General features: G+C 71.0%; 14 protein-coding genes, 2 tRNA genes and 1 riboswitch. Of the genes, 7 read left to right on the forward strand and 9 right to left on the reverse strand.

The genetic code is table 11. The features are described from left to right. Together VNF07_03800 and VNF07_03805 are read right to left on the reverse strand one after the other, a co-directional pair. On the reverse strand, positions 1 to 246 hold a 246-nt coding region (locus tag VNF07_03800; GenBank protein ID HVB05358.1), incomplete at its 3' end, for a hypothetical protein. Then, positions 235 to 338: riboswitch (TPP riboswitch) on the reverse strand. (Overlaps the previous gene by 12 nt.) Before the next feature lie 470 nt (positions 339 to 808). Further along, a tRNA-Ala gene (locus tag VNF07_03805) sits at positions 809 to 881 on the reverse strand. 140 nt (positions 882 to 1,021) lie between these two features. Here VNF07_03805 and VNF07_03810 point away from each other — a divergent pair. After that, the gene (locus VNF07_03810) at positions 1,022 to 1,987 is read left to right on the forward strand and encodes a 2-dehydropantoate 2-reductase (GenBank protein HVB05359.1); all 966 of its coding nucleotides are present in this window, start codon (positions 1,022 to 1,024) and stop codon (positions 1,985 to 1,987) included. Positions 1,988 to 1,990: 3 nt separating this feature from the next. Here VNF07_03810 and VNF07_03815 read toward each other — a convergent pair whose 3' ends face one another. Next, complete coding sequence (locus VNF07_03815) at positions 1,991 to 2,554, reverse strand: hypothetical protein (GenBank protein ID HVB05360.1); 564 nt, start codon at positions 2,552 to 2,554, stop codon at positions 1,991 to 1,993. Between the two features lie 157 nt (positions 2,555 to 2,711). Beyond that, positions 2,712 to 3,215, reverse strand: a complete 504-nt coding sequence (gene moaC / locus VNF07_03820; protein HVB05361.1) for a cyclic pyranopterin monophosphate synthase MoaC — start codon at positions 3,213 to 3,215, stop codon at positions 2,712 to 2,714. A 104-nt stretch (positions 3,216 to 3,319) separates the two neighbouring features. Here moaC and VNF07_03825 point away from each other — a divergent pair, with 104 nt between their 5' ends. Next, positions 3,320 to 3,685 carry an FmdB family zinc ribbon protein gene (locus VNF07_03825; GenBank protein ID HVB05362.1) on the forward strand — a complete coding sequence of 122 codons (366 nt, stop codon included), beginning with the start codon at positions 3,320 to 3,322 and terminating at the stop codon, positions 3,683 to 3,685. 7 nt (positions 3,686 to 3,692) lie between these two features. On the opposite strand, the gene VNF07_03830 is transcribed toward VNF07_03825, so the two are convergent. Together VNF07_03830 and VNF07_03835 are read right to left on the reverse strand one after the other, a co-directional pair. Then, positions 3,693 to 5,036, reverse strand: coding sequence for a TldD/PmbA family protein (locus VNF07_03830; protein HVB05363.1), 1,344 nt, complete (start codon positions 5,034 to 5,036; stop codon positions 3,693 to 3,695). Then, complete coding sequence (locus tag VNF07_03835) at positions 5,029 to 6,441, reverse strand: TldD/PmbA family protein (protein HVB05364.1); 1,413 nt, start codon at positions 6,439 to 6,441, stop codon at positions 5,029 to 5,031. Before VNF07_03835 ends, VNF07_03830 begins: the two co-directional genes overlap by 8 nt. A gap of 243 nt (positions 6,442 to 6,684) precedes the next feature. On the opposite strand from VNF07_03835, the gene VNF07_03840 reads away from it, so the two are divergent. The 3 genes from VNF07_03840 to VNF07_03850 all read left to right on the forward strand — a co-directional run bounded on the left by VNF07_03840 (position 6,685) and on the right by VNF07_03850 (position 9,330). Then, a complete protein-coding gene (locus VNF07_03840) occupies positions 6,685 to 7,638 on the forward strand; it encodes a hypothetical protein (protein ID HVB05365.1) in 954 nt (317 codons plus the stop codon). Between the two features lie 125 nt (positions 7,639 to 7,763). Continuing rightward, positions 7,764 to 8,312 carry a GtrA family protein gene (locus tag VNF07_03845; protein HVB05366.1) on the forward strand — a complete coding sequence of 183 codons (549 nt, stop codon included), beginning with the start codon at positions 7,764 to 7,766 and terminating at the stop codon, positions 8,310 to 8,312. A gap of 70 nt (positions 8,313 to 8,382) precedes the next feature. After that, complete coding sequence (locus VNF07_03850; GenBank protein HVB05367.1) at positions 8,383 to 9,330, forward strand: EamA family transporter; 948 nt, start codon at positions 8,383 to 8,385, stop codon at positions 9,328 to 9,330. 6 nt (positions 9,331 to 9,336) lie between these two features. Here the strand turns inward: VNF07_03850 and VNF07_03855 are convergent, their stop codons facing one another. The 3 genes from VNF07_03855 to VNF07_03865 form a co-directional block, all read right to left on the reverse strand. Further along, a complete protein-coding gene (locus VNF07_03855; protein HVB05368.1) occupies positions 9,337 to 10,212 on the reverse strand; it encodes a dienelactone hydrolase family protein in 876 nt (291 codons plus the stop codon). A gap of 79 nt (positions 10,213 to 10,291) precedes the next feature. Beyond that, positions 10,292 to 11,062 carry an SDR family NAD(P)-dependent oxidoreductase gene (locus tag VNF07_03860; protein ID HVB05369.1) on the reverse strand — a complete coding sequence of 257 codons (771 nt, stop codon included), beginning with the start codon at positions 11,060 to 11,062 and terminating at the stop codon, positions 10,292 to 10,294. Positions 11,063 to 11,158: 96 nt separating this feature from the next. Then, positions 11,159 to 11,638: a MarR family transcriptional regulator gene (locus tag VNF07_03865; GenBank protein ID HVB05370.1), complete on the reverse strand. Its 480-nt coding sequence runs from the start codon at positions 11,636 to 11,638 to the stop codon at positions 11,159 to 11,161. An 84-nt stretch (positions 11,639 to 11,722) separates the two neighbouring features. On the opposite strand from VNF07_03865, the gene VNF07_03870 reads away from it, so the two are divergent. Then, positions 11,723 to 12,424: a DUF998 domain-containing protein gene (locus tag VNF07_03870; protein HVB05371.1), complete on the forward strand. Its 702-nt coding sequence runs from the start codon at positions 11,723 to 11,725 to the stop codon at positions 12,422 to 12,424. A gap of 130 nt (positions 12,425 to 12,554) precedes the next feature. Then, positions 12,555 to 12,627: transfer RNA gene (locus tag VNF07_03875), tRNA-Lys, on the forward strand. The last annotated feature ends 151 nt before the right edge of the window (positions 12,628 to 12,778 follow it).

Consider the following 12,778-nt stretch of genomic DNA (forward strand, 5'->3'; position numbering starts at 1 on the left):
ATCGTCACGGCGATCGGCGCGCCGACCTTCGTACTCGACGACGTCGTTGCGTTCGACGATCCACGGCTCGCGAAGTGCCGGTAGGCCGACGTTGGGATCGCTGCCGGGACCGCTCGTGTCGTAGAGGTGAAGGCAGGCGGGTGCGGGAGTACCGTCTGCGGAAGCCAGCTGGACCTCCGTGAATGGCACCCGGATGTCGTCGCTGGGGCCAGCGACATACGTCTTCGAACGGCTCGTGTTCGTCATTTGGCTTCCTCCGCCGGCATGATCCGGATCAGGTTCAACGGTCGGCGCGATTGCGCCCTCTCAGCCCGCGGTGGGCTCCCGTGCTCGCTTCAGTATCGCGCCTGGGAGAGGTGGCGGTCGGATGACAAACTGCATGGCACGGCAACAACTCGTCCGTGATCTCAGACCCGGCTACGGCCACGCCATCATCGCTCGATGCGGGTGATGAGTGCCACGTTCCGAAGTTCAGTATCAGCTCATTCACGACGTGCCGAGTGAATGCCCGGGCGGAGCGCTCGGCCGCCAACCCTTTCGCAGCGGCGACCAGATCGTGTCCGTAGCTTGGGTGAGTCGGCCCGAACACAGTGCAAATCATGGTTGTTTCGCCCACATGCGTTGACCGGTTTCGGATCGCGAGACACCAACGACTAACTGAGAAGTGATCCCCGGCTCAGTGGCGCGGTCGCTGAGGTAGCCATGCCCAGCACCGCAATTCCGGACATAAGGTCAAATAAGGTCATGCCCATCACTCGTGACCATCGGCACTCTCGGAAAAACTGCCTTCTGACCTGGGACTTTGCAGTGGAGGTGAGCGGACTCGAACCGCCGACTTCCACGTTGCGAACGTGGCGCTCTACCAGCTGAGCTACACCCCCAGAGGGCGCCCCACCTGCAATGGGCTGCCGATCCGGCCTCATCAGGTTACTCGACCCCTGCCACCGGCTCACCCGTCACGGCCGCACGTTCGCCGACGCCGGGCGATGCGATGATGACTCGCTCTACGAGGGAGGCTGCGGTGCGATTTGTCATCTACGGCGCGGGCGCGATCGGCGGGGCGCTCGGCGTCCCCCTTGCGATCGCCGGCCACGAGGTGAACCTCATCGCCCGTGGCACCCAGCTGGAGGCGATCCGCGCGGGCGGCCTCACTCTCGAGACGCCCGACGGGAGGACGACGCTCCCCCTTCCGGTGGTCGAGCATCCCGCCGAGCTCCGCTTCGCCCCGGGCGATGTCGTGCTGCTCGCGATGAAGAGCCAGGACACCGAGGCCGCGGTTCGCGAGCTCGCCGGCGTCGCCCCCGACGCAGTGCGCGTCGTCTGCATGCAGAACGGAGTGGAGAACGAGCGCACCGCCCTCCGCCGCTTCGCGCACGTCTACGGAGCAATGGTCATCAGCCCAGCGACCTTCCTCTCGCCCGGCCTCGTGAGCGTGACCTCCGGGCCCTCCCTCGGCCTCTGCGAGGTCGGCCGCTACCCGGCCGGGAGCGACGAATTCGCCGGCGAGCTCGCTGAAGCGCTCTCGGCGGCGCAGTGGGCCTCGCGGGCGCTTCCCGACATCCTGCGCTGGAAGTACGCCAAGCTCCTCGACAACCTCTCCAACGCAGCGCAGGTCGTCGTCGGGCTCGGGGCACGCGGCGGAGAGGTCGCCACGCTCGGGCGTGCCGAGGGGGTCGAGGTCCTCGAGGGGGCGGGGGTCGACGTCCTCCCGCGTGAGGAGATGGAGGCCCGCCGCGCCGAGACGACGAACAGCCGCCCGATCGCCGGCAAGGAGCGTCAGGGCGCCTCCACCTGGCAGAGCGTGCAACGCGGCACCGGGAGCGTCGAGTCGGACTACCTGAACGGTGAGATCGTGCGCCTCGCGCGCGAGACGGGTCGAGGCGCTCCGGTGAACGCCCTCCTGCAGCGCCTCTCCAACGAGATCGCCTGGTCGGGCGGGGAGCGCGGCCCGATGAGCGAGGCGGAGTTCCTGGCCCTGCTCGAGTAACGGCTAGTTCGGCGCCTCGACGATCCGGAAGGCCGGGCGCAGCGCGATCGGAGCCGGCATCGCATGTCCCCCGGCGGTGGCGTAGACGCGCTGCGGAGCCAGCTGCGCCACCTCGTCGGGGAGCGGGGCGATCGGGTAGACGTTGCGCATCGCCTGGCGCTCCCGCTCGGCCATCTCGAGGTGCGTGAAGTAGGCGAGTGACCCGATGTAGGCGGCGATCAGCAGCACGTCGACGATCGCGAGGTCCCACAGGGTGCGCAGCGCGGGGATCGCGCCGAAGACGAGAGCGAAACCGCCGAAGCCGAGGAGCCAGGTGAAGACGCGGCGCCGCCGCTGCGCCCGAAGGCGCGCCCGCTGGCGGTGGAGCCGGCGCTCCTCCTCGGCGCTGAGCGCCTGCTGCTGCAGCGGGGCCACGGCGCGCTCCACGCCGGCGCGAGCACGGCCGAACATCCCCGTGAGGCGGCGGAACTGCGTGACCGAAGTCGCGAGTTGGTGCTCGGAGAGTTTGCGGAGCACGAAGGGAGCGAGTGCCACGATCCAGATCACCACGAGGACGAGAACGATCACGTCGTCAAGATCCCCTTTCGCGCCCGACGGGAGAGGACGATCGTCTCGACGGTAGTGGCTCAGTGCTCGCGGGGGGTGGATCCCCCTGCGGAGAACCGGTGGATTTCCCTGAGGAAATCAGCAAGATGCAGCGCGCGCGGTGCGCGGCGCGACGGCCTCAGATCAGGCTGTCGACGGCGAGGTCGTCAGCGCGGCGCCAGGCTCCGGAGCGTCCGCCCGTCTTCTCGAGCAGGCGCAGCTCGCCGATCGTCATCGTGCGGTCGACGGACTTGCACATGTCGTAGACGGTGAGGGCGGCGACGGCGCAGGAGGTGAGCGCCTCCATCTCGACCCCAGTGCGGTCGAAGGTCTCGACCTGGGTCTCGACCTCGACGAAGTCGTCGCCGATCGTGAAGTTCACGTAGACGCTGCCGACGAGGAGCGGGTGGCAGAGGGGGATGAGGTCCGAGGTCCGCTTCGCCGCCTGGATCCCGGCGATGCGGGCCGCGCCGAGGACGTCGCCCTTGGACATCGCGTTGCTCGCCACGGTCGCCGTGGTCTCGGGGAGCATCGTCACCTTGCAACGGGCGCGTGCCCGGCGGTGGGTGACCTCGCTCGGGGCGCCGTCGGTGACGCGCGTGCCGCCGAGTGGGTCGAGGTGGATGAGGTTGCGCTCTGACACCATCGCCAGTCTATGCGGCGGGGCGGCCGCCGCCCCGGAAGGCGATCGGCGGGCGGGCGATATAGTTGGCACTCGCCAAGCCCGAGTGCCAACGGGAGCCCCCTTTGCCGACTTACGAATACAGCTGCCGGGACTGCGGCGAGCACCTCGAAGTGGTCCAGAGCTTCAAGGACGACGCCCTCACCACCTGCCCGAACTGCGGTGGGTCTCTCCGCAAGGTCTTCGGCGCCGTCGGCATCGTCTTCAAGGGCAGCGGCTTCTACAAGACCGACAACCGCTCGAAGGGCAACCGCGCGAGCTCGCCCGCCAGCGAGCCCTCGGGCGACGGCGCCTCCAAGGAGAGCCCCGCTGCGGCGTCGGGCACCTCCGGTTCAGGAACCGAGACCAAGACCGACAGCCCCTCCCCGGCAGCGGCGGCGCCGGCGAGCTCGTCGAGCCCCGCCCCGACCGGGACGACCGGCACCCCGTAAGGGGCGGCTATTCCCCGCTCATCGCGAGGTCGTCGACCGCGAGCGTGACGCCCATCGCGGATCCGGGGAGGCGCTCCACGTCGCTCCCGATCTCCAAGATGTGCTGCAGCATGCGCTGGATCGTCGAGGCGATGGTGATCTCCCGCACCGGCTCTGCCAGTGCCCCGTCGCGGATGAGGAGCCCCTCGGCGCCGACGGAGAAGTCCCCGCTCACCCGGTTCACACCCGAGTGCACACCGCTCACGCTCTGCACGAACAGGCCGCTTCCCACCGTCGCGAGGATCGCTCCGAAATCCCGTTCCCCCGGGACGAGGCTGAGCGCGCGGGCGCCGACACCCGGCGTCGATTTGAAGCCGGCGCGCACCGCGGAGCCCGTCGATCGCGCCCCGGCGAGGCGCGCCGAGTAGGAGTCATAGAGGAAGGCGCTCAGGCGGCCCCCTTCGATGAGGGGGGTGCGCCGGCAGGCCAGCCCCTCGGCGTCGACCATCGAGGCCCCGTAGGCGTCGGGGTCGGTCGGGTCGTCGACGAGGGTGACCGCGGGGATCGCCACCTCCTCGCCGAGACGGTTGGCGAACAGCGAGCGCCCCTTGGCCACCTCCTCACCGGACAGGGTCGAGGCGAGCACCGCGAGCAGGGTCGCCGTGACGCGGCGATCGAGCACGACGGCGAGGCGGGCGCTCTGCGGCTTGCGGGCGCCGAGGAGGCGCACGGCGCGGCGCACCGCGTCGGTCGCCGCCGCGGCGGCGTCGAGCTCGTGCTGGTCGCGTCCGACGGTGTAGCTCGAGCCCGTCTGGGTGTCGTCGCCCTCGCCGGCCACCGCCTCCACCGCGAGGTAGCAGCCGGTGTCCCGACTGGTCGCCGAGAGCCCGGTCGAGGTGGCGATCGCCGTCTCGGCGAGGCCGTCCCCCCAGTCCGTGCTCACGACCTTGCGGACCCGCGGGTCCTCGGCGAGGACGAGGCGCTCGAGCTCGAGCGCGGCGGCGATCTTGTCCGCCGTCGGGTGGTCGACGAGCGCACCGCGCCACAGCTCGAGGACGGGCGGGGCGACGCCGTCCGGCTCGGCGAGGCCGACGTTCTCGTCGGGGGTGGCGAACGAGGCGTTGTCCCGTGCCTCCGCGAGGGCCTCACGGGCGCGCCCCTCATCGAGGTCCCCGACGTAGGAGAAGCCCTGGCGGCCGCCCTGCACGACCCGTATCCCCACGCCCGCCGACTCGGCGCTCGACAGCGACTCGATGTCCCGCTCGTAAACGCGGACGTCGGTCTCCCGGCTCCAGGCGACGAAGGCCTCGATCTGCTCGCCGCCCTTGGCCTCGGCGGCGATGCGCTCGGCGAGCGCGAGCAGCTCAGGCATCGGCGGTGCCCCCGATCGTCACGCCGGTGACCCGCAGCGTCGGCTGTCCGCAGCCGACAGGGACCGACTGACCGTCCTTGCCGCAGGTCCCCGGGCACATCCCGAAGTCGTCGCCGACGGCGTCGATCTTCGCGAGGACGTCCGGGCCGTTGCCGATGAGGTTCGCGTCACGCAGCGGCTCGGTGATGCGCCCTCCCTCGATGAGATAGGCCTCCGTCATCCCGAACACGAAGTCGCCTGTCGCGGTGTTCACCTGCCCGCCGCCGAGCTGCGCGACGTAGACGCCGCTCGGGGTCTGGGCGACGATCTCCTCGGGATCCTCGGTGCCGGCGAGCAGATAGGTGTTCGTCATCCGCACCATCGGCAGGTGCTGGTAGCTCTGGCGACGTCCGTTGCCGGAGGAGGCGCGACCCTCCTTGCGCGCCCGCAGGTAGTCCCACATGTAGTCGGTGAGGACACCGTTCTCGATGAGGACGTTGCGCTGGGAGGGGCGGCCCTCGTCGTCGATCGCCGCGCTCCCCCACTCGTCGGGGACGGTGCCGTCGTCGACGAGGGTGACGAGCGGGCTCGCCACGAGGTCGCCGCGCCTCCCGGCGTAGGCCGAGGCGTCCTTCAGGATGTGGTCGGCCTCGAGGCCGTGCCCGCACGCCTCGTGGAACAAGATGCCGCCCGTGCCGCTCTTGATCACGACGGGCACGACCCCAGAGGGAGCGGGTCGGGCGTTCAGCTTTCCGAGCGCACGCTGCGCCGCCTTCTCGGCGGTCGACTCGACCGAGACGCGGTCGAAGAACTCGAAGCCGACCGTGTGCGCCTCGCTCTCGTAGCCCGTCTGCAGCCCCGCGTCCCCGGAGGCGACGCACATCACGAACAGCCGGGTGCGCACCTGGTCGTCGCTCGACAGCAGGCCCTCGGAGTTGGCCACCACGAAGCGCCGGCGGCCGTCCCCGTAGCCCGCCGAGACCTGGACGATCGAAGAGCCGGCGGCGCGCGCCGCCTCGTCGGCGCGGCGCAGGATCTCCACCTTGTCGGCCTTTGCGACCGTCTCCGGATAGATCGAGACGGTGTTCGGCGAGGGCACGTGCCGACCCTCGATCGGCACCTCGCGCACACCCCCGCCACCGCGGCGCGCCACCGCGGCGGCAGCCTCGGCCGCGGCGAGCAGGCCCCGCTCGGAGAGGTCGCCGGTATGCGCGAAGCCGGTCGTCTCTCCGACGACGACGCGGATCCCGGCTCCCCGGTCCCTCCCCGAGGAGAGTTCCTCGATGCGTCCGTCGTCGAGCGAGATGCCAGTCGACTGACGCTCTTCCGCGAAGACCTCGGCGAACTCGCCGCCGTGGCGGAGCGCCTCGCCGAGGGTGCGCTCGATGACCGCGGGATCGATGAGGGCGATGTTGCTGTCGGTCACGGGGCTCCTCGCTCGGTCGCCACGGGCAGGCTTCGGCCACCCACCGAGATGGTGCATCGTACCGGCGCACCGCCGGGGCGCCCTCCGGCACGCGACGCGAAGGGCGCGCGAGCGGAGGGTATCCACGGTTTTTCACTCCCTGCTCATTACCATCAGCCGCGTCTCGGGTGTCCCGCCCGCACCGCCAAGCGCGAGGGACGGGCACGACGCACACAGGCGCCGCGGCGCCGGTAAGGGGAGGCGATGGACGAGAACAGTGCGCCGGACGAACTCCACGAAGCGACGCCGATCTTCGGCGCGTACCGCCGTGGCTACGACCCCGATCAGGTCGACCGCTACGTCGCCGACCAGCGGCGGCGCCTCGACGAGGCGCTGACGCGCGCCTCGGAGGCCGAGCGGCGCCTCGCGGCGGCCGTCGGACAGCTCCGTGAGCTCCACCGGCGGGTGGCCGTCCTCGAGAGCGAGGAGCGCACCCAGCAGCCGCAGCCGCTCGACACCCTCGGTGAGCGGGTGCAGCGCATCCTCCAGGAGGCGTGGGACGGCGCGTACGCGATCCGTCAGACCGTCGAGCAGGAGACGAACGAGCTGAAGGGACGCGCCAGCTCCGAGGCCGAGGAGATCGTCGCCGCGGCGCGTCGCAAGGCGGAGGCCGCCGAGGAGGAGATCGGACGTCGGCGCCGCGCCTACCTCGAGCGGATCGAGCAGGAGCGCTCTCGCACCGTCTCCCAGATGACCTACCTACAGGAGCAGCGGACGCTCGCGATCGGCGAGCTGAACCGGATCAAGACCCTCATCGAGGCCACCGTGAGCGAGGTCGACGCGGCGGCCGCTCCCCGGCGGGCCGCGCCAGAGGAAGGTCGGGCGAGCGCCGAGGCGGTGCTCGAGGCGCTCAGTCGCGACGACGCGTCAGAGGTGCTCGCGCCGGCGCCGAGGGCGCCGCGCGAGGGCACCGTGGTCTCCGACGAGCCGCGGATCAGCCCCGCCGTGCGACTGCTCGGTGACGACCTCCAGCGGACGATGCCGGTGCACCGCCTCGACTTCGCCGAGGACCAGAGCGAGGAACGCTCACAGCTCGTCACAAGCCATCGCACCGATGCCCGCGAGCGGCGCGAGGCGCCGGTGCGCGAGCTCGCCGCGGCGCGCGAGCAGCGCTCCAGCATCGGCGTCTTCGACTTCGACGCGGAAGATCCCCGCTAGCCCAGGGCCGGCACGCCGCAGAAAGCCCTGTGGAGGACCGAGAATTCGGCATTTACCTCGCAGACCTCACACACTCATCGCATTTACATCAGGCTCTCCACAGAATTTCGGGGCAGGCTCCCATCGTGTTTGACGACGACGTGGTGAGCATGCCGACCGAGATCGTGACGGCCGAGCTGCTCAGCCCTGGAGGCGGTGCCGCGCTCGAGCTCGAGAGCGCCCTCGCGAGCCTCGTCGCCAAGGTGCAGGCCAACCTCGCCCGCCTCCTCCGCTACGGCGCGACCTCACTCGTCTGCCTGGCGATCAGCGAGGCCACGCTGCTCGTGCTCGTCGAGGTGAGGGTGAACGCCGCCCTCGCGGCTGTCGCTGCCAACCTCGCGGGGACGCTGCCCTCCTATCTCCTCAGCCGCTACTGGATCTGGCGTGAGGCGGACCGCGCCCGCGTCGGCCGACAGGTCTTCCTCTACTGGAGCACCTCGCTGGCGGCGATCCTCGTGACGAGCGTGGCGACCGACGCGGTCGCCCGCCACGCGCCCATCGGCTCGCTCCACCTCCCCTTCATCGGCCTCGGCTACCTGGCGATCAGCATCGTGCTGTGGGTCACGAAGTTCGCCCTCTACGAGAAGGTCATCTTCCCGGGCAGCGACCTCGAGGAGCCGGCGACCGCCCACTGAGCCCGGCGAGTCGCCGCCGGGCCCGGCGGCGAAGGCGAGCGCCGCGAGCCGTCATTGTTAGCGTCGGGCGATGTCCCGACGCGGCTGGCTCCTGTTCGCCACGATGGGCGTGATCTGGGGCATTCCCTACCTGCTCATCCGCGTCGCCGTGCGCGAGGTCGCCCCGCCGACGCTCGTCTTCCTGCGGACGGCCCCGGGCGGCTTGATCCTCCTTCCGCTGCTGTTGCGGCGCGAGACGCTGCGCGCCCTGTTGGCCCACTGGCGGGCGGTCCTCGTCTACACCTTCGCCGAGCTCGGCATCCCTTGGCTGCTGCTCTTCCGCTCCGAGCAGCGCATCTCGAGCTCGCTCGCCGGCCTGCTGATCGCCTCGGTGCCGCTCGTCGCGGTGCTCCTGTCGCGCCTCACCAACCACGAGGGGCCGCTCGGCGCGGGGAGGCTGCTCGGCCTCGCCGTCGGCCTGGCCGGAGTCGGGATCCTCGTCGGCGCCGACGTCCACGGGTCGAACCTCATCGCCTTCGGCGAGATCGGCGTGGTCGCGGTCGGCTATGCCGTCGGCCCCTACGTCGTCTCCCGTTACCTGAAGGAGGTCCCGGCGAGCGGGGTGGTCACCGCCTCGCTGCTGCTCACGGCGATCGTCTACGCGCCGGTCGGCCTCACCCACCTCCCCGCGCACCTGCACGCCGAGGAGCTCGGCGCGTTGGCAGTGCTGATCGTCGTCTGCACGGCGCTCGCGTTCGTGATCTTCTTCTCGCTCATCGCCGAGGTCGGTCCCTCACGGGCGACGGTGATCACCTACGTCAACCCCGCGGTCGCCGTCGTGCTCGGGATCGCGCTCCTCCACGAGCGTTTCTCCCTCGGGATCGCCCTCGGCTTCCCGCTCATCCTCCTCGGCTCGTTCCTCGGAACCGGTGGCCGTTCACGCGCTCGAAGCGCCGCCGACGAGGTCGCGGCGCTGCCGCCCGAGTCGCTCGGCGAAGCCGGGGGAGCCGTCGAGGGCGGAGCCGCCGCCGGTCTCTGAGCGCCGTCAGGCCAGGTGCTCGGCGAAGAACGCCGCCGTCCGCGCCCAGGCGGCCGCGGCCGCCTCGGGGTGGTAGCGATCGGGGTTGGTGTCGTTGTGGAAGGCGTGCTCGGCGCCCTCGTAGATCTCCTTCTCGAAGGACTTGCCGTTGGCGGCCATCGCCCCCTCGATGTCGGCGATGCCGGCGTTGATCCGCTCGTCGAGGCCCCCGTAGATGGCGAGCACCGCGGCGCCGATGCCGGGGACGTCCTCGAGCGGCGGGATCGACCCGTAGAAGGGCACCGCGGCCCGCAGCTGCGGTGCCTTGGTCGCCACCCGCCAGGCCATCCCGCCGCCGAAGCAGAAGCCCGTCACGCCGACGCGGGAGGGGTCGACCTCGGGGAGGGCGCTCAGCTCCTCGAGGCAGGCGAGCAGCTCGTCGACCATCGCGCCGCGGTCGAGCTCGCCGAGCGCGGCGATCGCCGCCGCGGGGTCGTCGAAGGAGTCGGCACCGCCCTTCGGCGTCAGGAGATCGGGCGCCAGAGCGACGAAGCCGAGCTTCGCGAGGCGGCGGGCGACGTCGCGGATGTGCGGGGTGAGGCCGCGGTTCTCGTGGATCACCAGGATCCCGGGAGCCTTGGAGGCGCCGGTCGGGCGGGCGATGTAGGCCTCGACGTCGTCTGGCTCGGCCTCGACGATCCGCCGCTCGATCGTGATCGCCGGGTCGCTCTCGGGGACCGTCGTCCCCTCCTCACCCGTACGGGCCTGGGCGCGCACGCCGCCGGCGGCGCTCGCGGCGCGCCCCTCGAAGAGCGCGAGGCGGCGCTCGAGCTCCGCCTCGGTCATGTAGCCGTGAGCGCCCTCCTCGAACAGCTCCTCACGTAGGTACTCGCGAACATCCACGGGGGTCCCCCTCTCGCCGGCAGTAAAGCGGCACGGCCCCGAGCCTACGAAGCGCGACCGGGCCGCGCCCTAGCACCCCTCACAGCATCACCCTGCCGCCGGTGACGTCGAGGGTGACGCCGGTGATCCACGAGGCGCTCTCCGAGGCGAGGTAGAGCGCGGCCGCAGCGGAGTCCTCTGGCGCGCCAAGTCTTCCGAGGGGGGTGATCGACTCGACCGAGACCCGTCGCTCGGGACTCATCGTCGCCTCGAGGCGCTCGGTGAGGGTCGTCCCCGGAGCGATGCAGTTGACGCGCACCCCGTGCGGGGCCATCTCCTTCGCGACGTGCTGGGTGAGCATCCCGATGCCGGCCTTCGCGGCCGCGTACGAGGCGGTGATTGTACGGTCGAGGAGGCGGCCGGTGCACGAGGACATCGTGACGACGGCGCCCCGGCGGCGCTCCACCATCGCCGGGAGGAAGGTCTTCAAGGTGAGGAAGGTCGAGGTGAGGTTCCAGTCGAGCACCGCACGGAAGTCGTCCTCGCTGAGCTCGAGAAAGGGCGTCGGGGCGGAGAAGCCTCCCGCGAAGGCCATCAGCAGGTCGACCGCACCGAGGTCGCTCTCGACCTGCTCGGCCAACCGCTCGAGGGCGGCACCGTCGGTGACGTCGGCAGAGTACCCGGCCGCGGTGCCGCCCTTGTTCAGCTCGTCGACGAGCACGTTGATCGACCCCTCGTCGCGGGCCACGACCGCTACCGCGGCACCGTTGGCCGCGAGCTGACGGCACGTCGCGGCGCCGATGCCCTTCGATCCCCCGGTGACCACGGCGACCTTGCCGTGCAGGTCCGGGTACTGCGCGCCCTCCGCCACAGATCCTCGCTCTCTGGGACGCGCCACCGAGCGGCGGTCGCCCTCGCGCGTCGACACTCGATGATCCCAGACGAGCGGGCGAGCGGGCCGATCGACTCACGCCTCGGGCGGCGGGGTGAAGCGGTCGGCGAGGGAGCGCAGGTCGGCGTCGAAGATCGCGGCGCGTAGTGCCGCGTCGGCCGCAGCGAGCTGCTCCGGGGTCAACCGCCCCGCGACCTCGTCGTTCAGCTCGTCGATCACCTCGACCACCGCCGTCGCATAGCGCCGGCCGCGGCTTGTCAAGGTGACGTTGGACTGGCGGCCGTCGTCGGGGTCGCGCTCGGTGGTCGCGAGGCCGCGGGCCTCGAGCGCCGAGACGACCTTGCGCGCCGCCTGGCGGGTCACCCCGAGCGCCGTACCGAGCTCCCCGATGGCGAGCGGCCGTTGGTGGAGGAGGCGCATCACCGCCGCGTCGCTGCGCCGGTAGTCGGGGTAGCCGCGCCCCGCGAGGCGCAGCGCCATCTCGTTCACCCAACTCTGCCGGGCGCGCGCGAGCACGTCGCCGAAGCGGTAGGTGGAGCGGGCTGGTGACGGCATCAGGGGCGGATGGTACAGTTAGGCAACCTAGTTGCGTAACCTTGGGGGGAGCAACTCAAGTCCACAGGGACAGAGGGATCCTCGATGACCGACCGGCAGGAAACGCCGTTGCTCGCCTCGAGCCGTGCCTCGGCGCTCGCGCGCTGCTGCGTGGCGGCGGTCGCGCTCTACGTCGCGGTCGACGTCCTGCTCGCCTTCCTGCGGCCCCACGACAGCCTGCTGTACAACGCCGAGAGCGACTACGGACGGGGGCCCTTCTTCTGGGTGATGGACCTGAACTTCCTCCTCCGTTGCGCGCTGACCCTCGCCTTGGTCGGAGCCCTCCGGCTCGCGTTCGGTGCCATCGCACTGAAGCGCGGCCTCTTCCTGCTCACGCTGTGGGCGCTGTGCTCGGGGCTGCTCGCCTTGTTCGCCGACGACCCCGAGGGACAGCCCCTGCACGGCAGCGGGAGGATCCACGTCGTGCTCGCCTTCGTCGCGTTCGTCGCGGTCGCGATCGGCACCGTGCTGCTCTCGACCGCACTCCGCTCCGAGCCCCGTTACCAGTCGCTCTCGGGGGTGCTCCTCACCCTGTCGAGCCTCGGGGTCGTGAGCCTCCTCGTGCTCGGCAAGACCTTGGGCCGCCACCATGCGCCCGGTGGTCTCGTCGAACGGATCTTCCTCGGCATCGAGCTGGCGTGGATCGTCCTCGCCGCGTCGCCACTCGCATTGCCCGCCGCAGGGCGACGGGGGCCCGTCGGCGCTGGCGCCGTCGAGCGGGGCGAGGGCCAGCCCGTCAGCCCGTGACGACGGGCGCCGCGCCGCCTCGCGCACCGCGAGTTCCCCAGCGTGCTCAAATGTCGACACGGACGCGGCTGTGCTTGGCAGAGGGTGGCCGATGGTCAGCGCAATCTCTGCCCGCCGAGTGCCCGCACCGGGGCCGCTAGCTCATCGGGTAGAGCAGGGGACTTTTAATCCCAAGGTGCTGGGTTCGAGACCCAGGCGGCCCACTAAACGGCGCAGGTCAGCAACGCAGAGCCTCTTTGGGGCTCGCCGTGCCGAGCGAAGATTGTGCGCCGCGACGGGCCGTTGCTCCGGTCCGATCTGAAGCGCACAATTGCCTCGTCGGTCCCGGTCAGACACCGAAGCCTCTGTAGTGCC

The sequence above is a fragment of the Acidimicrobiales bacterium genome, assembly GCA_035533595.1.
Classification (GTDB): domain Bacteria; phylum Actinomycetota; class Acidimicrobiia; order Acidimicrobiales; family Bog-793; genus DATLTN01.